28 protein-coding genes are annotated in these 25598 nt (G+C 56.5%); 3 read left to right on the forward strand and 25 right to left on the reverse strand.

Translation table 11 applies throughout. The features are described from left to right. Positions 1–3: 3 nt before the first annotated feature. On the reverse strand, positions 4–648 hold the full coding sequence (gene grxB / locus EAW52_RS16635) for a glutaredoxin 2 (protein ID WP_122043273.1): 645 nt from the start codon (positions 646–648) through the stop codon (positions 4–6). Positions 649–774: 126 nt separating this feature from the next. Between grxB and EAW52_RS16640 the strand changes: the two genes are divergently transcribed. After that, entirely contained in the window at positions 775–1602 is an 828-nt protein-coding gene (locus EAW52_RS16640; protein ID WP_122043274.1) for a peptidoglycan DD-metalloendopeptidase family protein, read from the forward strand. Positions 1603–1652: 50 nt separating this feature from the next. Here EAW52_RS16640 and EAW52_RS16645 read toward each other — a convergent pair whose 3' ends face one another. The 3 genes from EAW52_RS16645 to EAW52_RS16655 form a co-directional block, all read right to left on the reverse strand. Then, complete coding sequence (locus EAW52_RS16645; RefSeq protein ID WP_122043275.1) at positions 1653–2339, reverse strand: thermonuclease family protein; 687 nt, start codon at positions 2337–2339, stop codon at positions 1653–1655. A 66-nt stretch (positions 2340–2405) separates the two neighbouring features. Continuing rightward, positions 2406–2798 (reverse strand): DUF6491 family protein, encoded by a 393-nt coding sequence (locus EAW52_RS16650; RefSeq protein WP_122043276.1) that lies wholly within the window; start codon positions 2796–2798, stop codon positions 2406–2408. 131 nt (positions 2799–2929) lie between these two features. Beyond that, positions 2930–3406 carry a MarR family winged helix-turn-helix transcriptional regulator gene (locus EAW52_RS16655; RefSeq protein ID WP_122043277.1) on the reverse strand — a complete coding sequence of 159 codons (477 nt, stop codon included), beginning with the start codon at positions 3404–3406 and terminating at the stop codon, positions 2930–2932. A gap of 140 nt (positions 3407–3546) precedes the next feature. Here EAW52_RS16655 and EAW52_RS16660 point away from each other — a divergent pair, with 140 nt between their 5' ends. Further along, positions 3547–4638: an NADH:flavin oxidoreductase/NADH oxidase gene (locus tag EAW52_RS16660; RefSeq protein ID WP_122043278.1), complete on the forward strand. Its 1092-nt coding sequence runs from the start codon at positions 3547–3549 to the stop codon at positions 4636–4638. A gap of 117 nt (positions 4639–4755) precedes the next feature. After that, the gene (locus tag EAW52_RS16665) at positions 4756–5430 is read left to right on the forward strand and encodes a glutathione S-transferase (protein WP_122043279.1); all 675 of its coding nucleotides are present in this window, start codon (positions 4756–4758) and stop codon (positions 5428–5430) included. Here the strand turns inward: EAW52_RS16665 and EAW52_RS16670 are convergent. The 21 genes from EAW52_RS16670 to fdx form a co-directional block, all read right to left on the reverse strand. Further along, positions 5427–5870: a DUF4174 domain-containing protein gene (locus EAW52_RS16670; protein WP_122043280.1), complete on the reverse strand. Its 444-nt coding sequence runs from the start codon at positions 5868–5870 to the stop codon at positions 5427–5429. The genes EAW52_RS16665 and EAW52_RS16670 overlap by 4 nt on opposite strands. 105 nt (positions 5871–5975) lie before the next feature. Next, a complete protein-coding gene (locus EAW52_RS16675) occupies positions 5976–7154 on the reverse strand; it encodes an acetyl-CoA C-acetyltransferase (protein ID WP_122043281.1) in 1179 nt (392 codons plus the stop codon). A 117-nt stretch (positions 7155–7271) separates the two neighbouring features. Continuing rightward, the gene (locus EAW52_RS16680) at positions 7272–7898 is read right to left on the reverse strand and encodes a CoA transferase subunit B (protein WP_122043282.1); all 627 of its coding nucleotides are present in this window, start codon (positions 7896–7898) and stop codon (positions 7272–7274) included. Position 7899: 1 nt separating this feature from the next. Continuing rightward, complete coding sequence (locus EAW52_RS16685) at positions 7900–8601, reverse strand: CoA transferase subunit A (protein WP_122043283.1); 702 nt, start codon at positions 8599–8601, stop codon at positions 7900–7902. 25 nt (positions 8602–8626) lie between these two features. Continuing rightward, positions 8627–9397 (reverse strand): 3-hydroxybutyrate dehydrogenase, encoded by a 771-nt coding sequence (locus tag EAW52_RS16690; protein WP_122043284.1) that lies wholly within the window; start codon positions 9395–9397, stop codon positions 8627–8629. 11 nt (positions 9398–9408) lie between these two features. Then, positions 9409–10800: a GntP family permease gene (locus EAW52_RS16695; RefSeq protein ID WP_122043285.1), complete on the reverse strand. Its 1392-nt coding sequence runs from the start codon at positions 10798–10800 to the stop codon at positions 9409–9411. Positions 10801–11005: 205 nt separating this feature from the next. Continuing rightward, positions 11006–12442, reverse strand: a complete 1437-nt coding sequence (locus EAW52_RS16700; protein WP_122044839.1) for a sigma-54-dependent Fis family transcriptional regulator — start codon at positions 12440–12442, stop codon at positions 11006–11008. Between the two features lie 20 nt (positions 12443–12462). Continuing rightward, positions 12463–13386, reverse strand: coding sequence for a 3-hydroxyacyl-CoA dehydrogenase family protein (locus EAW52_RS16705; protein WP_122043286.1), 924 nt, complete (start codon positions 13384–13386; stop codon positions 12463–12465). A 129-nt stretch (positions 13387–13515) separates the two neighbouring features. Further along, positions 13516–14307, reverse strand: a complete 792-nt coding sequence (locus tag EAW52_RS16710; RefSeq protein WP_122043287.1) for an amidohydrolase — start codon at positions 14305–14307, stop codon at positions 13516–13518. Then, a complete protein-coding gene (locus tag EAW52_RS16715; RefSeq protein ID WP_010797335.1) occupies positions 14295–15443 on the reverse strand; it encodes a pyridoxal phosphate-dependent aminotransferase in 1149 nt (382 codons plus the stop codon). The genes EAW52_RS16710 and EAW52_RS16715 overlap by 13 nt, the downstream gene beginning before the upstream one ends. 162 nt (positions 15444–15605) lie before the next feature. After that, positions 15606–17096 carry a ribosome biogenesis GTPase Der gene (gene der, locus EAW52_RS16720; RefSeq protein WP_122043288.1) on the reverse strand — a complete coding sequence of 497 codons (1491 nt, stop codon included), beginning with the start codon at positions 17094–17096 and terminating at the stop codon, positions 15606–15608. A gap of 78 nt (positions 17097–17174) precedes the next feature. Then, on the reverse strand, positions 17175–18317 hold the full coding sequence (bamB, locus tag EAW52_RS16725) for an outer membrane protein assembly factor BamB (RefSeq protein WP_122043289.1): 1143 nt from the start codon (positions 18315–18317) through the stop codon (positions 17175–17177). After that, on the reverse strand, positions 18317–18961 hold the full coding sequence (locus tag EAW52_RS16730; RefSeq protein ID WP_122043290.1) for a tetratricopeptide repeat protein: 645 nt from the start codon (positions 18959–18961) through the stop codon (positions 18317–18319). Before EAW52_RS16730 ends, bamB begins: the two co-directional genes overlap by 1 nt. Positions 18962–18970: 9 nt before the next feature. Next, positions 18971–20284: a histidine--tRNA ligase gene (hisS, locus tag EAW52_RS16735; RefSeq protein ID WP_122043291.1), complete on the reverse strand. Its 1314-nt coding sequence runs from the start codon at positions 20282–20284 to the stop codon at positions 18971–18973. Between the two features lie 32 nt (positions 20285–20316). Beyond that, positions 20317–21429 carry a flavodoxin-dependent (E)-4-hydroxy-3-methylbut-2-enyl-diphosphate synthase gene (gene ispG, locus EAW52_RS16740; RefSeq protein WP_122043292.1) on the reverse strand — a complete coding sequence of 371 codons (1113 nt, stop codon included), beginning with the start codon at positions 21427–21429 and terminating at the stop codon, positions 20317–20319. A 132-nt stretch (positions 21430–21561) separates the two neighbouring features. Continuing rightward, positions 21562–22584 (reverse strand): RodZ family helix-turn-helix domain-containing protein, encoded by a 1023-nt coding sequence (locus EAW52_RS16745; RefSeq protein WP_122043293.1) that lies wholly within the window; start codon positions 22582–22584, stop codon positions 21562–21564. Continuing rightward, positions 22581–23342, reverse strand: coding sequence for a type IV pilus biogenesis/stability protein PilW (pilW, locus tag EAW52_RS16750; protein ID WP_026003924.1), 762 nt, complete (start codon positions 23340–23342; stop codon positions 22581–22583). Before pilW ends, EAW52_RS16745 begins: the two co-directional genes overlap by 4 nt. Positions 23343–23359: 17 nt before the next feature. Continuing rightward, a complete protein-coding gene (rlmN, locus tag EAW52_RS16755) occupies positions 23360–24505 on the reverse strand; it encodes a 23S rRNA (adenine(2503)-C(2))-methyltransferase RlmN (RefSeq protein ID WP_010797327.1) in 1146 nt (381 codons plus the stop codon). A gap of 15 nt (positions 24506–24520) precedes the next feature. Further along, complete coding sequence (ndk, locus tag EAW52_RS16760) at positions 24521–24952, reverse strand: nucleoside-diphosphate kinase (protein WP_010797326.1); 432 nt, start codon at positions 24950–24952, stop codon at positions 24521–24523. A gap of 89 nt (positions 24953–25041) precedes the next feature. Then, a complete protein-coding gene (gene iscX / locus EAW52_RS16765) occupies positions 25042–25242 on the reverse strand; it encodes a Fe-S cluster assembly protein IscX (protein ID WP_010797325.1) in 201 nt (66 codons plus the stop codon). Between the two features lie 11 nt (positions 25243–25253). Next, on the reverse strand, positions 25254–25592 hold the full coding sequence (gene fdx / locus EAW52_RS16770; RefSeq protein ID WP_122043294.1) for an ISC system 2Fe-2S type ferredoxin: 339 nt from the start codon (positions 25590–25592) through the stop codon (positions 25254–25256). Between the last annotated feature and the right edge of the window lie 6 nt (positions 25593–25598).

A 25598-nucleotide genomic window follows, 5' to 3' on the forward strand; every position in this document is an offset into this window, starting at 1 on the left:
CCATTAGCAGGCGCGACTGAAAAACGTTTCTACCTGAACACGTGCGCTCAGCTCGTCGACATAGCGGCGCACCGAGTCTGGCCACTCCAGCCCAGCCGTGACGCTCAAGCCGCGCAGGATCGGAAACAGGTTGAAGTCATCCAGCAGGAGCTGCGGACGCGCCGGATCAAGGCTGTACATCTCGACCAGTAATGTCAGGCGGTGATTGATGTCATCAATTGCCTGCTGGCTGTTTGACAGGGCCGCATTGAAATCTCCGATGATCTGGCTTTTCTTCTCGACAAACAGCGCGTGCGCCTCACGCGAGCCCATCTCCTTGAGGCCGATCTGTGCCCAGCGCGGATAGCCCAGCTGCTGAAACGACGGCAGGGCAGATTCAATCCAGGCGGTTACAGCTTGTGAATGGGCCTGCTCGATCATTGGTCTGTCATCGAGATGATCAAGATAGTGAACAATCGCCAGACTTTCCGTCATGGCGGTCCCGTCGTCCTTTACCAGGATCGGGACAGTCTTCTTGCCTACCAAACGCTCAGGGGTGGCTGCATCGTCATACAACAGCACCTGAAGCGTTGCATCGAGTTGCTTGAGGCCCAGCGCCATACGCGCCTTGGTGCTGAAGGGACAGTGTTCGTAGTAGTAGAGCTTCATGAGGCTTTCCTTGATGTCCTCATGCAGTGACCGGTGTGAACTCGCCCGGGTTCAGCCACGAGCGATTTGCCAGAAGCCAAGACATGAACGAGGATGACTGGATCACATCGCCTTGATTGTTTTCCTATGCCTCGCTTTCTTCTGCTACTGATTACCTTATGTTTTACCTTTTGCGCCCATGCTGAAGGCTTCATCACCCGCCTGTTGGATAAACCTGTTCCAGGGGGTGTAGCGGTTGTTCCATTGGGCAACGGCCCGACGGCTCCCAAAGCGACCTATCAAGGGAAGCCGGTCATGGTGGTCCATGAAGAGGGCCAGCGCTGGATCGCTATCGTCGGTATTCCACTCACGATCAAACCCGGTCAGCAGACATTGACGGTCAATGGTAGCCGCACGGAAACCTTTGCCGTGCGCAGTCGCCACTATAAGGAACAGCACATCACGCTGAAAAATGATCGGCAGGTAAACCCTAATCCGGCGGATCTCAAGCGAATCGAGCATGAGCTGGCTGAGCAGACCAAGGCCTATCAGATCTTTTCCCCCGGTACGCCCAGTAACCTGCTGCTGGACCGCCCCGTCGATGGACGCCTTTCCAGCCCGTTCGGCTTGCGGCGCTTTTTCAATGGCCAGGAGCGCAACCCACATTCAGGCCTCGATTTTGCCGTTCCAGCCGGTACACCGATTAAGGCGCCAGCCGCAGGCAAGGTCATTCTGATTGGCGATTATTTCTTTAATGGCCGTACGGTATTTGTCGACCACGGACAGGGCTTTATCAGCATGTTCTGCCATATGTCCAAAGTAAATGTAAAGCTGGGGCAGGATGTGCCCAGAGGTGGCGTGGTAGGCTTCGTGGGGTCGACGGGTAGAGCCACCGGGCCGCATATGCACTGGAATGTCAGCCTGAACGATGCCCGGGTCGATCCCGCCATCTTCATCAACGCCTATATACCCTGACGGGGTCAATGAAAGCCCGTAAGCCCGCAAGGCTTACGGTTATAACAATCCTACCGCTTGCAAAGCGCCTCGCAGGGCACCCCGTCGTGATTTCCATCGATCTGAGTGTTGCCACATTGCTGCAGTTGAAATTTCGCCTCGGCGCAGCTGGACATGGCATTACAGCGTTTGAGCGTCGAGCAGTTGAACTCGCCGCCTTCCTCGCTTGCCGGCTTGACCGGCGGCATGTAGGTGGCTGATCCCTGCCGCTTATCCTGACGCTTATCACGGTCGGCCTTGCGCCACTCCCACGGTGGCATGCGTTCCGACTCCGGTAGCGCCCAAAGACCGCGCTTGGCAGCCTTGGCTTCGGCCTCAAGATCCAGCAGCGACTTGTCTTTCAAATACTGCCGGTACACCCAGGCCGAGCCGGACTTGACCTGCTCGGCATTCACATCTGTCCTGTCCTGGTAAACGCGCGCCACCTTGCGGCCGTAGCGGTCGGTATCCTGTACCTCAAGCCGCACATCCTTACCAAAAACCATGCTGGAGAGGGACTGCTGCGCACGAGTCCCATAGGGCTGCTTGGACTCAGGCGTATCGATCTCGGCCAATCGAACCTTGAGCTGCTTTTTCTGTGGCGTCAGGCAGGTCAGCGTATCGCCATCGTGCACACCTACCACACGGCAGTTGGTGGTCTCGGCCTGGGCCAGCAACGGAAAAAGGAAAAAAGCGGCAAACGGAATCAGACGCCTCACGCGAAAACTCCTTGGGAGAAAATGGGCAGAGCTGCTTTTCAAAGTACCACTCCTACGGTGCAGCGATCAGCGGTCCAGGGGAATCAGCTTGTACAGCTCACCAATGGTACACCGCTCCGCATCACCGGCTGGCGCATTGGAAATGATCAGATCTCCAGGCCGCAAGCCGGCCGCTCTTGAGCTGTAGCCGATACGGTTACCTGCCTGCAGGTTGCCGCAAGGCTGCGCAAACTCAACCAGATAGGCCCGCCCCAGGCCAGTTCCCAGCGCAATGTGGCTGCGATCCAGATAATTCCATCCAGACAAGTCGAACCCAAGGATTGTACGGATTGGCTCGCCTTGGCTATAGCCCAGTCGCCTGAGTTTGCCGTCCAGCGTGGCCGGCGGTCCGAACGGTGTCGCACAGGCAGCCAGCAATGAAATCAGCCCCAGCAGTCCCAGCGTTCTAAACACGCGCATTCAAGAATCCTTAACCTGTTGTCTCTATCATGGCGCTTTGAGTGCATGCGCCTTTGCCATGGCAGCACCCTATCGAATGTACTGTTTCAGAGGGTTAGGAAAGCGTGGCGCCTTATAGTTTCAATCCAGGCCTAATCGCGTCCGTTCAATGTTTCGCTGACTTCGATCAGGCGTGAAAGACCTGCCTTCAGAGCCGCCACCGTGTCGGCATCCAGAGGAAGCGTCTGTTTCATCGTACCGGGAATGCCACGTGCGGCCTCCTGCAGGGCTCGCCCATCCTGAGTCAGCGTTACCGCCACACAACGCTCGTCCTCAACTAGGCGAGACCGTTGGACCAGACCGGCGACTTCGAGGCGTTTGACCAGCGGGGTAAGGGTTCCGGTATCCAGATGCAGGCGCCTGCCGATCTCAGTGACCTTGAGCCCGTCCCGCTCCCAGAGCACAAGCATGACCAGATATTGCGGATACGTAAGGCCCAGAGGGTCAAGTAATGGCCGATAGGCGCGAATGGTGGCATTTGCCGCTGCGTAGAGCGGAAAACACAACTGTTCGTCGAGTGAAAGCTCGCACACGGAGCGATTTGGCGTCTCTTTTATCGAATCAGACATGACGACCTCGTCGAGACCAAAGCGAACATCCTGCGACGCCGAGCCTCTTGCTTGTTTACATTTCACGCAATTATATTGAACACAATATATCGGTAAGCCTCTAACTGCCAGATGCTACCTACTCTTGGAGAACATGCCCAATGGCTGATCTGTTTAGCGAACTGAAAATCAAAGACGTCACCCTGCGTAACCGTATTGCCGTCTCCCCCATGTGCCAGTACATGGCAAAAGACGGCATGCCCAACGAATGGCATTTCCAGAATTATGCCTCGCGTGCGGCAGGCGGTGCAGGTCTTATTGTTGTAGAGGCGAGCGCCGTCTCCCCTGAAGGCCGTATCACCCCTGCTGACCTGGGGATCTGGAACGATGAGCAGGCCGAAGCCTACAAGCCTATCGTCAACTTCATCAAATCCACCGGTGCCGTAGCCGGTATCCAGATTGCTCACGCCGGCCGCAAAGCCAGCGCCAACCGTCCCTGGGAAGGCGATGATCATCTGCCGGAAGATCACCCGCTGGCCTGGGAAACCATTGGCCCCTCCGATAATGCCTTTGGTGCCCACCTGCCCCGTGCCCCCAAGCAGATGACGATCGAGGACATCCATCGCGTTACAGCTGATTTCGTAGCTGCTGCCAAGCGCGCTCTTGCGGCGGGCTTCGAGTTGCTTGAACTGCACTTCGCCCATGGTTACCTGGCGCAGAGCTTCTTCTCGCCGCTGGCCAACAAGCGTACCGATGAATACGGTGGCGACTTCGAAGGCCGTGCACGCTTCCTGCTGGAAACCTTCCATGCCGTACGCGAGGTATGGCCCCAGAACCTACCATTGATCGTACGCCTGGGCGTGACCGACTTCGTTGAAGGCGACCAGGGTATGGAAGAGTCCATCGAGCTGATTCGCCGCTTCAAGGAAGGCGGTATGGACCTGATCGACGTCAGCATGGGCTTCAACACGCCTGATGTGTCCAATGTTCCATGGGGCAAGCCAGGCTTCATGGGCGACAAGGCAAAGCAGATCACCGATGCGGTCGATGTGTTGACCTCCATCAGCTGGTCCATTCGCGAACCCAAGGATGCCAATGAACTCATCGAAAGCGGCCAGACCGATCTGATCATGCTGGGCAAGGCTGTACTGGGTGATCCCTTCTGGCCTTACCATGCCGCTATCGAATTGGGTCGCGAGAACCCTCAGGATCTGCTGCCACCGCCCTATGCGGCCTGGCTGAAGCGTCGCTGAGTTTTCGCTGTCCAAAAAGGCGCCCGTTACACGGCGCCTTTTTATTTGGTTCCGCTTATTGCTTGGCGAGACGCACAGTACGCTAGGCTATGTATCTACTCAGCCTATGGAGCGCTCATGATCACGGTTCATCACCTCAACAACTCCCGCTCGCAACGTGTCCTCTGGCTGCTTGAGGAGTTGGGGCTCGAGTATCAGCTCAAACGTTATGAGCGTGATCCGCAGACGTTGCTGGCGCCAAAGGAGCTGCGTGATGTTCACCCATTGGGCAAGTCGCCGGTTATTACCGATGACTCGATGACCTTGGCGGAGTCAGGCGCCATCATCGATTATCTGGCCCACCGCTACGGGCAGTCACTCGTTCCCCCCGCCGACGCCCCCGAGCGTGCACGCTATACCTACTGGCTGCACTATGCCGAAGGCTCAGCCATGCCACCCCTGCTTCTCAAGCTGGTGTTCGACCGTGTCCGCACCGGTCCGATGCCTTTTTTCGCCCGCCCTATCGCGCGCGCTATCAGTGATCAGGTCACCCGAGTCTTCATTCAGCCGCAGCTGAACCTGCACTTCGATTATCTGGAAAGTGAGTTGAGCAAGCACGAATGGTTTGCCGGTGACGTCTTTACAGCAGCCGATATACAGATGAGTTTTCCGCTGGAAGCGGCTGCCTGTCGCGCAGGCTTGACGCAGGGCCGCCCCAAGCTGAAGGCCTTTCTGGAGCGTATCCATGCGCGACCGGCGTATCAACGCGCCCTGGAAAAAGGTGGCCCCTATGACTATGCCGCCCAGGGTTAATGCTGGCGCATGGGCATCTTGTCAATGGTAGCAAAGATCGCAGCAGGATCAATCTGGCCTTGTTGCACGATTTTCTTCCCGCCGTCCTTGCCAACCAAGATGACCGTTGCGTTGCCGCTCGGCTGCTCATCAAGCGCACTGACCAGCGCCTGGGTCTGATGTTCGCTCAGCGGCTCACCGTTACGCTGGCCACGATCACCGACTACGGTATAAAGCACCATATTCCGCTCGATAAAAGCCTCACGGTTGCGTGGCTCTTCAAGGGAGGTGGTCAACTGTTTGAGCACCGGATCATCCGCCGAAGTCGCCAGGACAACAAGGGGACGCGTCTTCCAACGCTCCTGGGTCAAAGGATTGTCCGCGTCAGCGGCCATCACGCCTCCCGCAATCGCCATGAGCCCGCTCAAGGTACCGGCTTTCAGCATGCGTAAAATAGACATCGTTATGACTCCCATCAAGAAAAGGGTCTTTGCATAACGACCACATACGCATCGAAAATTCAGTGGCTACACACCTGTAGCATTACAAAGCGTGTAGCCCCTGGCCTATCGCTCGATAGCCAGCGCGACACCCTGGCCACCACCAATACACAAGGTCGCCAGCCCCTTGTGCGCGTCACGCCGAATCATCTCGTACAAGAGATTGATCACGACCCGTCCGCCCGACGCGCCAATCGGATGACCCAGCGCGATAGCCCCTCCATTTACATTGACCTTGTCCCAGTCCCATCCCAGCTCCTGCCCTACCGACAATGCCTGGGCAGCAAAGGCTTCGTTGGCTTCGATCAGGTCCAGCTCGCCCAGATCCCATCCTGCCTTGTCCAGACAACGGCGCGTCGCTGACACGGGTCCGATTCCCATGATGGAAGGATCAACCCCTGCATTGGCATAGGCCTTGATGCGGGCCAGCACCGGCAGGCCCAGCTCGTCGGCCTTTTCCGCACTCATGAGAATGAGCGCAGCGGCCCCATCATTGATGCTGGAAGCATTACCGGCCGTGACCGTACCGTCGGGCTTGAATGCTGGCTTGAGCTTGGCCAAGGCTTCGGCTGTCGTGCCTGCACGCGGCTGCTCATCGGTATCGAACACCACCGGATCACCCTTGCGCTGAGGGATCACGATAGGGGTAATCTGGTCCTTGAAGCGGCCCGCCTCGATAGCCGCGAGAGCCTTCTGCTGGGAGGCCGCGGCATACTCGTCCTGCGCCTGGCGGCTGATGCCATATTTCTCGACCAGATTCTCGGCAGTAATCCCCATGTGGTAATCGTTAAACGCGTCCCACAAACCGTCCTGAATCATCGAATCAACCAGCTCGGCATTTCCCATTCGTAGACCGGTACGCGCCTTGGGCAGAACGTAAGGCGCAAGGCTCATGCTTTCCATGCCACCGGCCACGATGATGTCGGCATCACCACAGCGAATGGCCTGGGTGGCCAGATGCAGCGCCTTGAGGCCCGAGCCGCACACCTTGTTAAGCGCCATCGCTGGCACCGTAGGCGGCAATCCCGCCTTGATGGAGGCCTGACGCGCCGTGTTCTGTCCAAGACCTGCCGTCAATACGTGGCCCATGATGACTTCATCGACCTGTTCCGGTGCGATACCGGTTTTTTCGATCACGGCCTTGATGACTGCAGCCCCCAGCTCCACGGCCGACACATTGGCCAGCGCACCCTGAAAGCTGCCAATGGCCGTCCGCGTAGCGGCCACGATAACAACGTCTCGCATTACTGTTCTCCTGAAATAAGGTGGCCATGCGCCCGGCATCAGCACAAGGCGGTTCGCCTGCGGCATTCTTCTGGATCCCGTCGCGTACGTCCTGCGCTGATCAACAGGCCACCATGCCTATGCCATTACTGAACAGCCGGTGGCTTCCTGTAACGCTTCGAGGGTGACGCCTTCAGCCAGCTCGACCAGCCTCAATCCTTCTGGGGTCACATCCAGCACCCCCAGGTCGGTAATGATCCGGTTGACCACCCCTACTCCGGTCAGTGGCAGGTCACAGACCGGCAGGATCTTGTGAGCGCCTTTGGCGGTGTGCTCCATCAGTACTACCACGCGTTTTACACCGGCAACAAGGTCCATCGCCCCGCCCATGCCCTTTACCATCTTGCCGGGAATCATCCAGTTGGCGAGGTCACCCTTTTCCGACACTTGCATAGCGCCCAGAATGGCGAGGTTGATATGACCGCCCCGGATCATGGCAAAACTCAAGGCACTGTCGAAGTAACTGCTGCCCGGCAGGGCAGTAACAGTTTGCTTGCCGGCGTTGATCAGGTCCGGGTCAATGGTCTCTTCTGTCGGAAACGGGCCGATACCCAGGAGTCCGTTTTCAGATTGCAGCCACACATCCATTCCTTCAGGGATATAGTTGGCGACCAGAGTGGGCAGGCCAATGCCCAGGTTGACATAGAAGCCGTCCTGCAATTCCTTGGCGGCGCGCTGCGCCATTTGTTCACGAGTCCAGGCCATGTTAGTTGCCCTCCGACAGGGTGCGTTTCTCGATGCGCTTCTCGGGATTGGCATTCACAACGATGCGCTGCACAAAGATGCCCGGCAGATGGACCTCATCAGGGTCTAGCTCACCCGTTTCCACCAGCTGTTCCACCTCGGCAATACATAGCTTGCCCGCCATTGCTGCCAGAGGGTTGAAGTTACGCGCAGTCTTGTTGAAGACCAGATTGCCTGCCTTGTCAGCCTTGATCGCTTTGACCAGCGCCACATCCGCCACCAGCGACCGCTCCATCACATACTGCTCACCATCGAACTCGCGTGTTTCCTTGCCTTTGGCCACCAGCGTGCCATAGCCGGTACGCGTAAAGAACGCCGGGATGCCTGAACCACCGGCACGCAATTTTTCCGCAAGCGTGCCTTGGGGGGTGAATTCCAATTCCAGCTCACCGGAAAGGTACTGCCGCTCGAACTCCTTGTTCTCGCCTACGTAGGAGGAAATCATTTTCTTGATTTGCCGGGACTCGAGCAGTACGCCCAGGCCAAACCCGTCTACTCCGGCGTTATTACTGATCACGGTCAGCTCGCGCTTGCCGGTCTCGCGCAATGCCAGGATCAGCGCTTCGGGGATCCCGCACAGACCGAAACCGCCGACCGCCAGCGTCATGCCGTCTTCCACGACCCCTTCCAGGGCATGGGCGGCACTGGGATAAAGCTTGTTCATGGTTTACCTCGTGTCGTTATTGTTGTTAACGGGCCAACCAGCCCCCATCGACATTCCACGCGGCGCCCCGTACCTGGGCGGCCGCATCGCTGCAAAGAAACAGTGTCAGCTCGCCCAGTTGGGCAGGCGTGACGAATTCAAGTGACGGCTGCTTCTCTTCCAGAAGCTCCCGCCGTGCGCGCTCTGCATCGCCATCTGTGGCGGCGCGTGCATCGATCTGCTGCTGCACCAGAGGTGTTAGCACCCAGCCCGGGCAGAGCGCATTACAGGTCACATTACAATCGGCCGTTTCCAGTGCAACCACCTTGGTCAGTCCGACCACGCCATGCTTGGCAGCCACATAAGCGGATTTCTGTGCCGACCCTACCAGTCCATGCACGGAAGCGATGTTCACAATCCTTCCCCAGCCGCGCTGCCTCATGCCCGGCAATGCCAGACGAGTCGCGTGAAATACCGAGGACAGATTGATTGCAATGATCGCGTCCCACTTCTCGATTGGAAACGTCTCAACCGATGCCACATGCTGGATGCCGGCATTGTTGACCAGAATATCCACACCACCGAACTCATGATCAGCATAGGCGAAAAGATCAGCAATCTGCTCAGGCCGGGACAAGTCCGCCCCGTGATAGCCCACCCGCCCACCCAAACGGCTTAGGTCGGCTTTAGTCTTCTCGCTGTCACCAAAGCCATTGAGGATCACATCGGCACCCGCTTCGGCCAGTCGCGTGGCGATACCCAGGCCGATTCCACTGGTCGAACCGGTTACCAGGGCGGTTTTGCCTTTCAAGTCCATAACGTTCTCCTCTACACGATGCCAGTGGCATAGAACACGCCGATGACCACGAACACTGCCAACGTCTTGATTAGCGTGATACCAAATACGTCTTTGTAAGCTTCCCGGTGCGTCAGTCCAGTTACTGCCAGCAAGGTGATGACGGCGCCATTGTGCGGCAGGGTATCCATGCCACCGCTGGCCATGGCCGCCACCCGGTGCAGCACCTCAAGGGGGATCTGTGCGGCATTGGCTGCGGCGATAAAGCTGTCCGACATGGCGGCCAGCGCAATACTCATGCCGCCTGAAGCCGAGCCAGTGATACCGGCCAGAAGCGTTACGGTAATGGCTTCGTTGATGAGTGGGTTGGGAATGGTCTTGAGCGCGTCTGCCAAGACCAGAAAACCCGGCAGCGAAGCGATTACTGCACCAAACCCATATTCAGACGCAGTATTCATGGCGGCCAGCAAAGCCCCGCCTACTGCGGTTTTAGTGCCCTCGGCCAAGCGGGTACGGATGGTTTTAAACGCAGCCACAAGCACCAGCAAAATGCCGATTAACAAGGCAGCCTCGACGGCCCAGATTGCCGTCAGCTTGCTGACTTCGCTGGTAACAGGCGTTGCCAGACCCGGTAGCGCTAGCGTGTGCGTCTTGCCGTACCACTGAGGAATCCAGTGGGTAAACAGCAGGTTCATGACGCCGACCAGGATAAGTGGCGACAGCGCCAGAAGCGGGTTCGGCAAGTTGATGTTGTCCGGTGTTTCCGGCTCGTTGCGTAACTCGATGCCGTACCCTTCTCCACGCGCCATCGCTTTACGACGCTGCCGCCCCAGATAGGTCAACCCGACCGCGATGACAAACAACGAGCCGATCAACCCCAGCCACGGGGCGGCCCAGGCCGTCGTGTTGAAGAATGTCGTAGGAATGATGTTCTGGATTTGAGGCGTACCCGGCAGGGCATCCATGGTGAATGAAAACGCACCCAGTGCAATGGTGGCTGGAATCAAACGTTTGGGAATGTTGCTCTGGCGAAACATCTCGGCTGCGAATGGGTACACCGCAAACACGACAACGAACAGCGAGACGCCACCATAGGTCAGCAAGGCGCAAACCAGCACGATGACCAGCATGGCCTGCCGTGTGCCCAGCAGACGAATCGCAGCAGCCACAATGGAACGAGAAAAACCGGAAAGCTCGATCAGCTTGCCGAAGACTGCACCCAGCAGAAAGACAGGAAAGTACAGCTTGATGAAGCCGACCATCTTGTCCATGAACACACCGGTAAAGGCTGGAGCCACAGCGGAAGGATCGGTCAGCAGCACCGCTGCAAGGGCTGCAATCGGTGCAAACAGGATAACGCTATAACCACGGTACGCCGCCAGCATCAGCAGACCCAGCGCCGCTAGAGCAATTAATACGCTCATGTTTTCTCCTCGCTGGCCGATCAGTACCGAGCGCAGCGGCTAGTTATTGTTGTAGCTGTGGAGACAGCAAGGCTTTGTTAGCGAGATCCATGCCAGACGCTAACACCTTGAATTACTTAATTAACTGCTTCTTTAATTCATCGATTTCTCTAACTGGAGACAATTTCGAATCAATTTTGTCTCCAACTTGAGAATAGTCTCTATTTCAAGACAAGAGCCCTAGGGCAGCCATTTTCTTATAAAGGGTGGAGCGTCCGAGGCCCAAGCGTTTGGCAGCCTCCTCGACCCTGCCTGAGCACGATGACAAGGCCTGGGTAATGAGCTCATGCTCGAATTGGCGCTTCGCCTCTTCATACGTCATGTTGTTACTGGGCGTCCTGGTAGTGCTAATAGACACCAGCTCGATCGCTTTGGGCGGCAAGGGTTTTCCTAATGCCGAGCCAATGCTGAACGCGCCAATAACGGCCTCATCACTCAACAGCGATGCGCGCTCCAGAACATTGCGCAACTCACGCACATTACCAGGCCAATCGTAGCGGGCGAGTAACGCCAGTGCTTCCTCATCCAGCTCCCGAGGCGCATGTCCTTCTGCCAGCAAACTGTCCAGGATGGCTTCGCATAACGCCGGCAGGTCTTCTCGCCGTTCACGCAGCGGCGGAACCACAATGGGCAGTACGTTCAAGCGGTAATATAGATCCGCCCGAAATGAGCCTTCAGCTACCAGCGCATCCAGATTGCGTGAGGTTGCCGCAATCAGCCGAACGTCGCAGCGCAGCACCTCGTTGGACCCCAGCGGCTCGAATTCCTTTTCCTGAAGCACCCTCAAAAGTTTTGCCTGTAAGCTCAGGGGCATATCGCCGATTTCGTCCAGAAATAGCGTTCCGCCCTGCGCAATCTGCAGTTTTCCTGCCCGCGCCTTGCGGTCCGCGCCTGTAAAGGCACCAGGCGCCGTGCCGAAGAACTCAGCTTCCAACAGATTTTCAGGGATGGCAGCCGCATTCACACTGACAAACGACTTATTGGCCCGAGGGGATGCCGCATGAATGGCATGCGCCAACAACTCCTTTCCTGTGCCGGTCTCGCCCAACAGCAAGACAGAGGTCTCTACCGTAGCCGCACGTCTCGCACGTCGCTTGACTTCCTGACTGGCCGGGCCGCTGCCTACGAAGTGGGCAAAACTGTATTTGGCCTGCCGGGCGTTCTGCAGCGACCGCCGCGTCGAAGCCAATTCCTCCTGAATCCGTAAGAACCGCGTCACTAAGGGGGCCAACGTCCGTAACTCGTCGAACAGGGCAAAGCCAATGGCACCGATTACCTGACCGGTATCGTCATGGATGGGCAAACGCATCACCACCATTGGTCCTTTGGGTGTATCAAGCAGATCCAGCAGGATGGGCTGGCCTGTATTGACTACTTCCCGCAACAAGCTTCCCGGAATCACCTGCTCACACACCTGCCCGATCGCCGACTTTGCGCTGGGCAAGCCAAAGCGCCGGGCATAACGCTCATTCATCCAAACGATACGGAGGTCACGGTCCACAATTACAGTGCCTTCGCTGCTCTGCTCGATGCTTTCAAATAGCGAGCGAATCGCCCGCAGACTAATCTGCTGATAGTCGCTCAGGTCATTGGCGGTCGCCATATCGACACCTGTATAGCGATTCATGGCCGCAAGGCATGCTGTAGCTGATGGGCACGCCGCTCGGCTATCCGCGCCTTGCGCTCCTCGCTCCACTCATAAAACCCATTGCCGCTGCGTAGGCCTGTTCTTCCCTGCCCGACGCGTTCACGCAAAACCTCTAGCACCTCCTCATCCTTGGCCAAGGTCGGCATCAGGTGGCTGGCGATGTCCAGAAAGGTATCGAGACCACCCATGTCTGCCGCTTCCAGCGGTCCCACCATGCCGTAGCGCCTACCCAGAGAGGCCCGCATGACCCGGTCCACATCTTCAGGTGACGCTACACCGCTTTGTATGATATGCAGGGCCTCACGCAGCACGGCAAACTGCAGGCGGTTGCCAATAAAGCCCGGAATAGCCCGCATGAGCAGAACAACTTCCAAGTCCATGACTTGCAATACATCCCGCACCTTCTGCAAACAGGCTGGGTTGGTCTTTTCTCCCGGCACCAGTTCGACCAGTGGAATCAGATGAGGCGGGTTCCAGAAATGAGCAATGAGCAACCGTTCGGGATATGCCATTCCCTGAGCCAGTTGATCGGGAGGAAAGCCGCTTGTGTTACTGGCAATGATGGCCTCTGGCGAAACGACTGACTCAAGCTCCGCATACAACGCATGCTTGAGCGCCAGCCGCTCAGGTACAGCCTCGATCAATAGCGTGGCATCAGCTAAATCGGCCAGCGCATCGGTTGTCGTGATCCTGCTCAGCACTGCATGGGTCTGACCGGATTCAAACAGCGCAGCCGCTGATAGCTCTTCCAGAACGCTTCTGGCAATGGCGGGCACATCGCTCAAACCCTCGGCGGAAACGTCTCGCAGCAGAACCGAATGTCCGTGACGAGCAAAATGAGTGGCAATCCCGACACCCATGAGGCCGGCGCCAATAATTGCGATTCGAGGCGTTTGCATTGTTGTTGTCCTGAATAGCCTGTCGAAGGGCCAGTCTGCAATCGTCCCAAGGCAAAGGGCAAGCGCCGGAAACAACAACGCCCCATCGCCAGCATGGCAGACGGGGCGTTAGGGAAGAGTAGCGAGCGATCAAAGCAGTTCGAAGTCGTCCACATCCCGATACGCGGGGAACGCATCGCGGTAGCGCGACAGCGTGTCGGCAGACAGCGACACCGTAAACACTCCTGCGCTGTCCTTGGCGTCCAGGAGCGGCTCGCCCTGGTAGTCCAATACCTGGCTGTCGCCGCTATAGGCGATTCCTTTTCCGTCTTCGCCAATACGATTCACGGCCGCGACATAACACAGGTTTTCAATGGCCCGAGCGGGAAGCAGCCGATTCCAGTGGTTACGCCGTGCGGCTGGCCAGTTGGCGGTATAGAGCAACAGATCAGTCTTGACTGGATCACGGCTCCACACCGGAAACCGCAAGTCGTAACAGATCAAGGGACGAATGCGCCAGCCGTTAAGCTCGAACACCGCTTGCGCTTCACCTGCAGTGTAATGTTCGTGCTCTCCGGCCATGCGAAACAGGTGACGTTTGTCATAATGGGACATCGTGCCGTCAGGCCGCGCCCACAGGAGTCGATTGCGGTACTGCCCCCGGGCATCACGAACGATCAGACTGCCCGTTACCACAGCATTGAGCGATGCCGCCTGCTCGCGTATCCACGCATGGGTACGTCCGCCTTCATCCTCAGCCAGCAGGGCTGATTCCATCGAAAAGCCGGTAGTGAACATCTCAGGCAGTACAACCAGATCCGCGCCTTTCGCCTGTTGCAGCAAGGCAGTAAACCGGTCGCGGTTGGCCGAAGCATCATGCCAGAACAGTTCAGTCTGGATGAGTGCCAGTTTCAAATCAGGTCTCAGGCTTAGATCGCGCACAGTTTTTCCGCTGCTAGCCGCAGCGTCTCCTCTCGTTTAGCGAAGCAGAAACGTACCAGACGCAAGTCCTTTGGAGCTTCCTGATAAAACACAGAGATCGGAATGGCAGCCACACCGTGCTCACGCGTCAACCACTCAGCCATTTCGACATCGCTTACGTCATCCCGAATAGCGGAATAGTCCGCCAGCTGGAAATAGGTCCCTGCTGCACGTGTAAACGCCAATTTAGACGAACCCAACAAATCACAGAACAGATCTCGTTTGGCCTGATAAAACGCTGGGAGTTCGGTTACATGCTCGGGATGCGCTTCCATGAAATCTGCCAATGCCCATTGCAGAGGCGTCACCCCGCAAAAGCTTACATACTGGTGAATCTTGCGCAGTTCGCTTGAAAGCTCGCGCGGGGCGATCACATACCCGGTCTTCCAACCTGTCACATGATATGTTTTGCCAAAGGAGCTGATAACAAACGCACGGGCGTAGAGTTCATCATGGGTGAGTACACTGGCATGCTCTGCTCCGTCGAAAACCAAGTGCTCATATACCTCATCACTGATCAGGTAGATATCCCGATCGCGAATCAATGCGGCGAGACGGTCCAGCGCGTCGCGACCAACCAGCGAGCCGCTCGGGTTATGGGGCGTGTTCAGCACGATAGCCCGTGTGCGCGACGTCAGGGCTGCCTGCAAACGATCCCAGTCGATCCCAAAATCCGGCAGTGCCAAGGGTAGGTGGATGCAGCGCCCACCGGCCAGTTCAACCGAGGGTGCGTAAGAGTCATAGCAGGGATCAAATACAATCACTTCGTCACCGCTGCGAACTACAGACTGAATGGCGCAGAAGATGGCCTGCGTCGCACCGGGCGTAATGGTGACTTCCTGTTCGGCATCAACCGTGCGCCCATAGAGCGTAGCCACTTTGCGGGCCACTTGCTCACGCAAGGCGGGCAACCCTGTCATGGGCGCATACTGGTTATGACCGGCCATGACGTGCCGACTTACCGCCTCGCGCAAGGCATCCGGGCCGTCGAAATCCGGGAAACCCTGAGACAGGTTGATTGCACCCGTTTCCATGGCCAGTTGGGACATGCGGGTAAAGATAGTCACACCAAGGGAAGGCAACTTGCTCTGGATCATCGAACGCTCCGACAACAAGGCGGTCGGCTTCGATGCCGTCGACGGCTCAGCGAAGCACTATGCACCGCTATCATGACTTAAGACTGGCCACACGGAACATGCCCGAGCAGCCTGGTATTCAAACGGGCCAGACAGCGCCAGCCCGTTACAATAAAGAAGCGACTAGCGACGCTTATCCTTGCGCTTCTTCTCCGCTTTCTTGTGATGGCTCATCAAGCGGCGCTTTTTGTTCACCTGCCGCTCGGTCAGCGTGTTCTTCTTGTCCGCAAAGGGGTTTTCACCCGACTTGAATTCAATGCGAATAGGCGTACCTATCAGCTTCAATACTCGGCGATAAGTGTTTTCCAGGTAGCGGACATAGGCACGCGGGACTGCATCCACCTGGTTGCCATGGATAACCAACAGCGGGGGGTTGGCTCCGCCCATGTGCGCATAACGCAATTTGATTCGACGGCCATTCACCAGCGGCGGCTGGTGCTCCTGCACCGCATCCTCAAGGATCTTGGTCAAACGACTGGTAGGCCAGCGGGTAACGGCCGAAGCAAATGCCTGTTGCACCGACTTGTACAGATGCCCTACGCCGGTGCCATGCAATGCGGAAATGAAATGAATATCCGCAAAATTGGCAAACATCAGGCGGCGTTCGAGTTCGGTCTTCACGTAATCGCGCTCACTGGACTCCATGCCGTCCCACTTGTTGAGCGCAATCACCAGGGCGCGACCGGTTTCCAGGACAAAACCCAACAGGTTCAGATCATGCTCGACTACCCCTTCACGGGCGTCCATCACAAAGATAACGACGTTGGCGTCCTGAATGGCCTGAAGCGTCTTCACAACAGAAAACTTTTCTACCGCTTCGAAGATCTTGCCGCGGCGGCGCACGCCGGCGGTATCGATCAGCGTGTATTTCTCTTCGTTGCGCTCGAAGGGAATGTAGATACTGTCGCGAGTGGTGCCAGCTTGGTCATACACGATGACCCGTTCTTCGCCAAGCATGCGATTGACCAGCGTAGACTTACCCACGTTGGGACGGCCAATAATGGCGATCTTGATCCCGGCTTTTTCATCTGGACCCGGAATACGCTTCTCGATGACATTCTCATCCGAAGCCTGATCGCGCTCTCCGTCCTCTGCATCAACAATGAACTCTTCTTCCTCATCCTTAGGGAAGGAGCCCAGCACCTGCTCAAGCATGCCGTTGATACCGCGGCCATGCGCAGCCGCAATGGTCAGCGCATCACCCAAACCCATTGGGCTGAATTCAGCCCGGGCAATGTCTGGATCAACCGCGTCAACCTTGTTGGCGATCAAAAAGCAGCGCTTGTTACGCGTACGCAGGTGCTCGGCGATCATCTGATCGCCGGCCGTCATCCCGGCACGGGAATCCACCATGAACAGAACGGCGTCGGCTTCTTCAATGGCCTGAAGCGACTGCTCGGCCATTTTCATATCGATGCCTTCTTCGTCGCCGGAGATACCTCCGGTGTCGACAACGATGTACGTCCGCCCCTGCCAACGCGCCTCGCCATACTTGCGGTCGCGGGTCAGGCCCGCGATATCGGCCACAATGGCATCACGGGTTTTGGTAAGTCGATTAAACAAGGTGGACTTGCCTACATTAGGGCGTCCTACCAGAGCAATAACGGGAACCATACGGCTCTCCACAGGAATACAGAAAACACAAAGGCCGCTACCGTGAGAGCGATAGCGGCCATACACATACAGGACAGCTTAGCGAATGGTGTAGGCAGCCAGCTTACCGCCGTTGCCGTACACATACATCCAGTCGCCATCCACTAACGGGCGAACCCGAACGCCGCCGTTACCCAGCTTCTGACGACCGGCCATATGACCATCCGTCTGGCTTAGCAGGTGAATATAGCCTTCATAATCACCTACTGCGACGTAGTTCGACAGCACAGCCGGGGCGGACAACATACGACGCGCCAGGGAATCATTGCTCCACAGCGCTGAAGCCGAATTTTGATCTACTGCTTCAACGGTGCCATTTTCCAGGCTTACATATACGTTACCGAAACCTTCAGCGACCCCGGTATAGCTGGATGCATCACGTTGCCAGAGCACACGACCGCTCTCCAGATCCAGTCCGGCAACCCGACCGTGGTACGTGGCCACATATAGCGTAGTGCCTGAAAGCAGCAGTCCGCCGTTGATATCAACCATACGATCCAGCTCGGAGCGCCCCTGCGGGATGGCAACCTGTTGCTCCCAGATCGGCAAGCCACGCTGTTCATCCAGCGCAATCACCTTGCCGCTGGCCAAGCCGGCGACAACATAGCGATTGGTTACGATCGGAGCACCTGTGCCACGCAGGGTCAGAACAGGCATGCTCTCCTCATACAGCCAGCGACGGTCCCCCGTCTCGGCATCAAGGGCATAAAGCTTGTCGTCCTGAGTCTGGACAGCCACGATGTCACCGTTGCTGACCGGCGGAGCCAGTACTTCACTGGAAACCCTAGAGCGCCATTTTTCATCGCCCGAGGTTGCGTCCAGGGCAACGACATCTCCTCTCAACGTGCCAACCAGAACCAGCCCGTAGGCAGCGCCAACGCCACCTGAAACAGGCAGGTCCAACTCTTTCTTCCAAATGATGTCACCGTTTTCACGGTTCAACGCCATGACCAGGCCTTCGTTATCAGTCACGTACAGGGACTGACCGTCAATGGCAGGCGTCAACAGGTTGTAGGTATCACCCTGCCCTTCCCCTACCGAGCGGCTCCATTGCTCCTGCAACTGAACATCGGCCTTGAAGTCCTGCAATTCAGCAGGCGGCAGCTCTTTTTTGCTGTTACTGCTGCACCCGACAGCAGTCAGGGCCAAGGCCAGTAGCGCAACATGTTTCCAACGCAGCATCAGGCATCTCCTTTTGCCAGGTCATCCAGCTTCATCTGCAGCGTGCCTTCGGCGGCATCGGCAGGCAATTCGGACTTGGCTTTTTCATAAGCGGCACGGGCATCGTCGACACGGCCCAGACTGACCAACAGATCACCACGTAACTCTTCGCGGTTGGCGACATAAGGCTCTGCAACCTTGCCTTCCAGTAGTTTCAGGCCATCTTCAGCCTTGCCCTGCGCAGCCAGCACACGCGCCAGACGCTGGCGTGCCAGTTCGCCCACAGTATCATCCGCCGGCTTATCGACAATCGCCTTCAGCTCGTTGGCTGCGTCATCCAGCTTGCCACTCTCAACAGCAACCTTGGCCACGAAAAGACTACCGTATTGGGAATAGGTAGTACCTGAATACTCCTGCTTGAGCTGGTTGGACAGGTCCGTTACCCGAGCGGTATCCGGTTTGCCGCTGGGATCCAGCGCTGCCTGAACCAGCTCCTGATATACGATGGACGCAGCCTGAGACTGATTGGTCTGATTACGCTCCCACCATTGCCAGCCCAGCACGGCCACCAGGGCCACAACGCCACCGGTGAGCAGCGGCTTGCCGTTACGCTGCCACCAATCCTGAAGGTGGGCGACATTTGGATCTTCATTCTGCGAACTCACCGGTCACTCCTATTCGCTTTCGCTGTGTGCGGACGTCTGCTGCTGCAAGCTATCGTGCAGGCGTGCGGACAACTGATCCCAGGCGACCATCTCCTGGGCACTATCATTACGTAAGGGCTTGAGGCCAACCTGGCGCTGCGCCAGCTCATCCTCACCCAGAATCAGAGCAAACCATGCACCGCTCTTGTCTGCCTTCTTGAACTGACTCTTGAAACTTCCGCCGCCAGCATTAACCGCCAGACGCAAGGACGGCAAGACCGTACGCAGCTGCTCGGCCAAGGCCAGACCGGCTAGTTCTGCCGCTTCACCAAAGGTGCATAGGTAGATGTCCATCGGACGGCTAAGCTCGGCGGGAATCTTGTTCAGCGTCTCAAGCATCAGCACCAGACGCTCGACACCCATGGCAAAACCAACGCCTGGCGTAGGCTTTCCACCAAACTGAGTGATCAGACCATCGTAGCGTCCACCAGCGCACACCGTACCTTGTGCGCCCAGCTTATCGGTTACCCACTCGAATACGGTACGACCGTAGTAGTCCAGACCCCGCACAAGCTTCGGATTGATCGTGTACTCGATGCCTGCTGCCTCAAGGCGTGCCTTCAAGCCTTCAAAATGGGCACGAGACTCTTCGTCTAGATAATCCGACAACGTGGGAGCATCGGTCAGCAGGGCCTGTGTCTGGGCATTCTTGCTGTCCAGAATACGCAGGGGATTAGTCGTCAAACGACGCTGACTGTCTTCATCCAGCTGATCGAAATGCTGCTTGAGGTAATCAACCAAGGCATCCCGATAGGCTGCACGCGCTTCGCTTGAACCCAAGCTGTTCAGCTGCAGTGTAACGGCATCATCAATACCCAGCTGCCTCCACAGGCGCGCCGTCATGATGATCAGCTCAGCATCGATATCCGGCCCAGGCAAGTTAAAGACCTCTACGCCAATCTGATGGAACTGGCGATAGCGTCCTTTTTGCGGCTTCTCGTAGCGGAACATGGGTCCCGTATACCAGAGTTTCTGAACCTGGCCACCGCCCGTAAGGCCGTGCTCCAGCACGGCGCGAACACACCCTGCTGTGCCTTCCGGACGAAGCGTCAGCGACTCACCGTTACGGTCGAGAAAAGTATACATTTCCTTGTCGACCACATCGGTGCCCTCGCCGATACCCCGAGCGAACAGCTCGGTGAATTCGAGGATAGGCAGTCGGATTTCCTTGTAGCCGTACCCATCCAGCAAGGTAGCGAAGGTTGTTTCCAGATAGCGCCAGGCTGGCGTCTGCTCTGGCAGTATGTCGTTCATGCCACGAATGGCTTGCAAAGACTTGCTCACGAGGAGTCCTTAATTCAATTCTCTAACGGCATTCAGCTACGGACAATAACAGCCGCATCCGCTTCCATTTTTTCAGCCGCTTTGCGGCGAATCAGCTGCTCCAGCTCATCCACCAGATTCTCATTGGTCAGCTTTTGTGCAGGCTTGCCATCGATATACACCAGGTTATTAGGCGTGCCGCCAGTCAACCCTACGTGAGCCTCTTTGGCCTCTCCTGGCCCATTGACCACACAGCCGATAACGGCCACATCTAAGGGAACCAGAAGATCTTCCAGGCGCCCTTCCAGATCATTCATGGTCTTGACCACATCAAAGTTCTGGCGAGAGCAGCTTGGACAGGCAATGAAGTTGATGCCGCGTGACCGTAAGCGCAACGACTTCAGGATATCGAAACCCACCTTGATCTCTTCGACCGGATCCGCCGCCAGGGAGATACGAATGGTATCGCCAATACCTTCGGCCAGCAGCATGCCCAGGCCAACCGCAGATTTTACGGTGCCGGAACGCAAACCACCTGCCTCGGTGATGCCCAGGTGTAGCGGCTGCTCGATCTGCTTCGCCAGCAAGCGATAAGCCGATACGGCCATGAAGACGTCACTCGCCTTCACACTAACCTTGAAGTTCTGGAAATCCAGTTTGTCGAGGTAATCGACATGACGCATGGCTGATTCCAGTAGCGCTTCAGGGGTAGGCTCACCATATTTTTTCTGCAGATCCTTTTCCAGAGAGCCCGCATTCACGCCGATACGAATCGGAATGTTCTTGTCACGCGCCGCATCGACTACCGCCCTGACCCGGTCTTCACGCCCGATGTTGCCAGGGTTGATACGCAGACAATCCACACCGAGTTCAGCTACCCGAAGGGCAATTCTGTAGTCAAAATGAATGTCTGCAACCAGGGGAACATTCACCTGCTGCTTGATTTGACCGAATGCTTCTGCAGCATCCATGTCGGGAACTGAAACCCGAACGATATCAGCGCCTGCATCTTCCAGACGACGGATTTGCGCAACTGTTGCGGCAACATCACAGGTTTCGGTGTTCGTCATGCTCTGTACCGCGATAGGAGCATCGCCTCCTACCGGCACGGAGCCTACCCAGATCTTTCGAGAAGGGCGACGTTTGATCGGCGATTCGCTATGCATGACAGGACTCTTCTTCCTGATAAATACCAGATCCTTACGGAGACTGGTTAAAACCAGAGAACTATAAAATATGATCCGATAATAAAATCAAAGCGGCAGAATGATGCCGCTTTGATCGTACTGCAATTCTGGTTACTGAGACGCCTGTCCTACTTTGAAGCGAGCAGTTTCCCCACGTACATAGGGTTTGATGTCTACAGGCTGGCCGTTATAGGTAATTTGCGCACCCCGTGCGTAGCCTAAACGAATCTCCACAGGAGCTTTTACCGTTTCAAACTGCAGGGTATCACCCTTTCGTTTGAGGCCACTGTAAATAACTTTCCCCGACGCATCTGTGATCTGCATCCAGCAGTCCGCTACCAGCTGAATGCTCAAGCCTCCCTGCCCTGCCGCTGGCGCAGTTTCGCCGGCTGGCGGCGTGGTAGGCGCAAGCGCAGCATCGGTCGATACAACCGGAGTAGTCGGTGTAGCGGCCGTAGCAGGAGCAGCATTCGCAGCTCCATTGGCTGCCGCACCGGAAGCGGTATTCGCTGCAGGCACAGGCGTTTGCGCAACAGCATTGGCAGCGGGAGCAGTCGGTGTAGCGGGCACACCTGGCTCTGATGCAGCGGGCACCTCAGCCTTTTGAGCTTCCGCCACAGCCTGATCTTCAGGCTCATCAAGCGTATGAATTTCAGTAGTGCCGTCTGCGCTTTCTACTTCGACATGCTCAAGGCTAAGGCCATTACCGCCCATACCAAGCCCGGAGCGCTCCTGCCACCAGAACAGGCCAAGCCCAATGATAACAACGACCAGAATAAAGCTGACGATACGCAGGACGTTACGCGACAAGCGCACCGGTTCTTCAACACGGTTTATGGTGTGAACCGTACTGCCTTTGGCATCGGTCCCTGTGTACTGATCGAAGACCTTTACAAGCTCAGCCTGATCAAGCCCCAGCAGCTTCCCATAGGAGCGGACATAACCGCGGGCAAACGTATGCCCTGGCAGCTTTTGATAGTCCCCAGCTTCCAGCAACTCGATGACATGCCCACTCAGATTCATCTGAGCAGCCACTTGAGCGATGCTCCACCCATTGGAAATGCGAGCCTGGCGCAGTATGTCGCCTGGATTACCACGAGCTGACATTACAGCCTCAGGTTGCACATTACTCATCGTTGCTCCGACTGAAGTTGTTTATATTCTTCAGAAGCGGGATAAAGCCGCTTCAATTGCAAGGTATAACTGGCAGCCGTATCGCGATCGTTGAATACTTCGGCCAGACGGATGCCCAGTAAAAGGCTACGCGCATCCTGGGGCGAAATGCGGCTAAATGCTTCGTAATACCCACGTGCAGGTACATACTCACGAGCCGCATAAGAGAGCTGCGCCATTTCCAGCAAAGCCTTGGGTTGGTTGCTGTTCAGTCTCAGCGACTTCTCCAAATACTGGCGTGCCAATTCGGGCTTATTCAACCTTAACGCAGTTAAACCGAGGTTTTCAAAGACTCGCGAGCGTTCAGGGTACAAAGGATCCTGCGAGGCCTCTATGAAACGATCGTAGGCTTCGCTGTATCGCTTCTGCTCAAAAAGAAAGCTTCCGTAATTATTGAGAATACGGGAATCGTTACGGCGTGCTGACATGGCCTTGCGGTATTCTTCGTCAGCCAGTTTGGGCTCCATCTCGGTCTGGAACACCAATGCCAGCGCGGCATGGGCATCGGCGCTCGAGGAGTCAAGCTGCAGGGCCTGTTTCAGCGGGATCTTGGCCTGCTCGGTGTTTCCTTCCTGCAGATAGCCCAGACCCAACTGAATGTAGGCGTCCCGGGCATGATCACGACCTTTTCCCGTACTCAGAGGGTCAGTAGAGCCAGTAGTGACGCAGCCGGTTAAAAGTCCTGCAACTGCCAAAGCCAATACTGCACGCAACATCACTAACCCTCTCCTTTTAATTAATTCTGGCGAACACCCAAAGCCGCATCGTTCTCATTATTCAACTGGCGTACAGCAATGTACCGCTCGCTTCGCCGAGTACGGTCCATAACCTTTCCTACCAGCTGCCCACAGGCTGCATCGATATCATCGCCACGCGTAGTACGCACGGTGACATTGAAACCGGCCTGCTGCAGGAGTTCCTGGAAGCGACGCACCGCATTCTTGCTGGGGCGCTCGTAACCGGAATGAGGGAAAGGATTAAAAGGAATCAGATTGATCTTGCAGGGCACGTTGCGCAGCAATTCAATCATCTGCACAGCATGCTCGGGCTGGTCGTTGACGTCCTTGAGTAGAGTGTACTCAATGGTCAGAACACGTTTTTCACCCAACTGACTAATGTACCGCTGACAGGCATCCAGCAGCATGGCCAGAGGATACTTGCGATTGATCGGTACCAGCTCGTTGCGCAAGGCGTCGTTGGGCGCATGCAGCGACAGCGCCAGAGACACATCGACGTGCTTGGCCAGCTCCTCAATCATGGGCACAACCCCTGACGTGGATAGCGTTACCTTGCGCTTGGATATCCCATAGCCCAAATCATCCATCATGATTTGCATGGCAGCTACGACATTGTCGAAATTGAGCAGCGGCTCACCCATGCCCATCATCACGACGTTCGTAATGGCACGGTCGATCTTGGCCGGCACAGTACCAAATGACTTGTTGGCAACCCACACTTGGCCGATGACTTCGGCAGCCGTGAGATTGCTATTGAAACCTTGCTTTCCGGTCGAACAGAAACTGCAGTCAAGTGCACAGCCTGCCTGTGACGAAACACACAGCGTGCCACGCTTGTCCTGAGGAATGTAAACCGTCTCAACGCAGCTACCGGAAGCCACACGAATGACCCACTTGCGGGTGCCATCCGCCGAAATATCTTCACTTACTACTTCGGGGCCACGAACCTCGGCGCAGGCCTTGAGCTTTTCGCGCAAGGCCTTGCCGAGATTACTCATGGCGTCAAAATCATCAACGCCAAAGTGGTGAATCCATTTCATCACTTGGCCGGCACGAAAGCGCTTCTCTCCGATGGACTCGAAGAACTGCTCCATTTGTGGCTGGGTAAGCCCCAGCAGGTTAGTCTTGCCGACTGTATTGCTCATGGATTCACCTGTGGATCAGCGAGTGCGCTCGCAAACTTCAGTTGCAGCGAAGAAGTAAGCGATTTCACGGGCAGCCGATGCTTCGGAATCAGAACCGTGAACAGCGTTTTCATCGATGGAAACAGCGAAATCAGCGCGGATGGTACCGGCGTCTGCTTTCTTGGGATCGGTAGCGCCCATCAGCTCACGGTTCTTGGCAATGGCGTTTTCGCCTTCCAGAACCTGAACAACGACCGGACCGGAAGTCATGAAGGACACCAGATCCTTGAAGAAAGGACGCTCTTTGTGCTCAGCATAGAAGCCACCGGCTTCGCGCTCGGAGAGCTGAACCATCTTCGCGGCCACAACGCGCAGGCCAGCCTTTTCGAAGCGAGTGATGATTTCACCAACGACGTTCTTGGCTACAGCGTCCGGCTTGATGATAGAAAGGGTGCGTTGAACAGACATGACAACTCCAAAGTTGGGCATTTAGCAAAAACGAAACCCGCGGATTATACGCGGGCTTCGGTCAAAAGCGTAGGCTAACGAAGAATAGGTTAGTCCGCTTCTTCAATCCACGCAGCCTGGATGGCTTCGAGTACCTTCTCGCCACCCCGCTGGGGGTCATCGTCAAACCCGGGCAGTGCGGTGACCCAGTTACGCAAATTCACGAAATTTACATAGCGGGGATCCACATCCGGGTGAGCTTCGGAAAGAGCGATTGCGATATCCAGCACATCGACCCATTTCATCGCCATGATGATCTTCCTTAGTGACGTTCCGATACCTGATTGATGGTGTAGCGGGGAATTTCAACGACCAAGTCGGCAGTGCCAACCTTTGCCTGACAGGACAGCCGGGACTCCGGCTCCAGTCCCCATGCCTTGTCCAGCATGTCATCTTCAAGCTCGTCAGACGGCTCCATGGAGCCGAAGCCTTCACGAACGACGACATGGCAGGTCGTACAGGCACAAGACATCTCACAGGCATGCTCGACTTCAATACCGTTGCGCAACGCTGCATCGATAATGATTTCACCTTCTTCGGCCTGGATCACCGCGCCCTCGGGGCAATGCTCTGGGTGGGGCAGAAAAACGATCTGCGGCATGGTGAA

It is taken from the genome of Pseudomonas sp. LTJR-52, from assembly GCF_003691465.1.
Taxonomy (GTDB): domain Bacteria; phylum Pseudomonadota; class Gammaproteobacteria; order Pseudomonadales; family Pseudomonadaceae; genus Chryseomonas; species Chryseomonas luteola.

What these genes read in the sequence shown, in the direction of transcription:
- grxB (WP_122043273.1), bottom strand. Translation starts at nt 648, where the DNA reads ATGAAGCTCTACTACTACGAACACTGTCCCTTCAGCACCAAGGCGCGT.
- EAW52_RS16640 (WP_122043274.1), top strand. Translation starts at nt 775, where the DNA reads ATGCCTCGCTTTCTTCTGCTACTGATTACCTTATGTTTTACCTTTTGC.
- EAW52_RS16650 (WP_122043276.1), bottom strand. Translation starts at nt 2,798, where the DNA reads ATGCGCGTGTTTAGAACGCTGGGACTGCTGGGGCTGATTTCATTGCTG.
- EAW52_RS16655 (WP_122043277.1), bottom strand. Translation starts at nt 3,406, where the DNA reads ATGTCTGATTCGATAAAAGAGACGCCAAATCGCTCCGTGTGCGAGCTT.
- EAW52_RS16660 (WP_122043278.1), top strand. Translation starts at nt 3,547, where the DNA reads ATGGCTGATCTGTTTAGCGAACTGAAAATCAAAGACGTCACCCTGCGT.
- EAW52_RS16665 (WP_122043279.1), top strand. Translation starts at nt 4,756, where the DNA reads ATGATCACGGTTCATCACCTCAACAACTCCCGCTCGCAACGTGTCCTC.
- EAW52_RS16670 (WP_122043280.1), bottom strand. Translation starts at nt 5,870, where the DNA reads ATGTCTATTTTACGCATGCTGAAAGCCGGTACCTTGAGCGGGCTCATG.
- EAW52_RS16675 (WP_122043281.1), bottom strand. Translation starts at nt 7,154, where the DNA reads ATGCGAGACGTTGTTATCGTGGCCGCTACGCGGACGGCCATTGGCAGC.
- EAW52_RS16680 (WP_122043282.1), bottom strand. Translation starts at nt 7,898, where the DNA reads ATGGCCTGGACTCGTGAACAAATGGCGCAGCGCGCCGCCAAGGAATTG.
- EAW52_RS16685 (WP_122043283.1), bottom strand. Translation starts at nt 8,601, where the DNA reads ATGAACAAGCTTTATCCCAGTGCCGCCCATGCCCTGGAAGGGGTCGTG.
- EAW52_RS16690 (WP_122043284.1), bottom strand. Translation starts at nt 9,397, where the DNA reads ATGGACTTGAAAGGCAAAACCGCCCTGGTAACCGGTTCGACCAGTGGA.
- EAW52_RS16695 (WP_122043285.1), bottom strand. Translation starts at nt 10,800, where the DNA reads ATGAGCGTATTAATTGCTCTAGCGGCGCTGGGTCTGCTGATGCTGGCG.
- EAW52_RS16700 (WP_122044839.1), bottom strand. Translation starts at nt 12,442, where the DNA reads ATGGCGACCGCCAATGACCTGAGCGACTATCAGCAGATTAGTCTGCGG.
- EAW52_RS16705 (WP_122043286.1), bottom strand. Translation starts at nt 13,386, where the DNA reads ATGCAAACGCCTCGAATCGCAATTATTGGCGCCGGCCTCATGGGTGTC.
- EAW52_RS16715 (WP_010797335.1), bottom strand. Translation starts at nt 15,443, where the DNA reads ATGATCCAGAGCAAGTTGCCTTCCCTTGGTGTGACTATCTTTACCCGC.
- der (WP_122043288.1), bottom strand. Translation starts at nt 17,096, where the DNA reads ATGGTTCCCGTTATTGCTCTGGTAGGACGCCCTAATGTAGGCAAGTCC.
- bamB (WP_122043289.1), bottom strand. Translation starts at nt 18,317, where the DNA reads ATGCTGCGTTGGAAACATGTTGCGCTACTGGCCTTGGCCCTGACTGCT.
- ispG (WP_122043292.1), bottom strand. Translation starts at nt 21,429, where the DNA reads ATGCATAGCGAATCGCCGATCAAACGTCGCCCTTCTCGAAAGATCTGG.
- EAW52_RS16745 (WP_122043293.1), bottom strand. Translation starts at nt 22,584, where the DNA reads ATGAGTAATGTGCAACCTGAGGCTGTAATGTCAGCTCGTGGTAATCCA.
- rlmN (WP_010797327.1), bottom strand. Translation starts at nt 24,505, where the DNA reads ATGAGCAATACAGTCGGCAAGACTAACCTGCTGGGGCTTACCCAGCCA.
- ndk (WP_010797326.1), bottom strand. Translation starts at nt 24,952, where the DNA reads ATGTCTGTTCAACGCACCCTTTCTATCATCAAGCCGGACGCTGTAGCC.
- iscX (WP_010797325.1), bottom strand. Translation starts at nt 25,242, where the DNA reads ATGGCGATGAAATGGGTCGATGTGCTGGATATCGCAATCGCTCTTTCC.
- fdx (WP_122043294.1), bottom strand. Translation starts at nt 25,592, where the DNA reads ATGCCGCAGATCGTTTTTCTGCCCCACCCAGAGCATTGCCCCGAGGGC.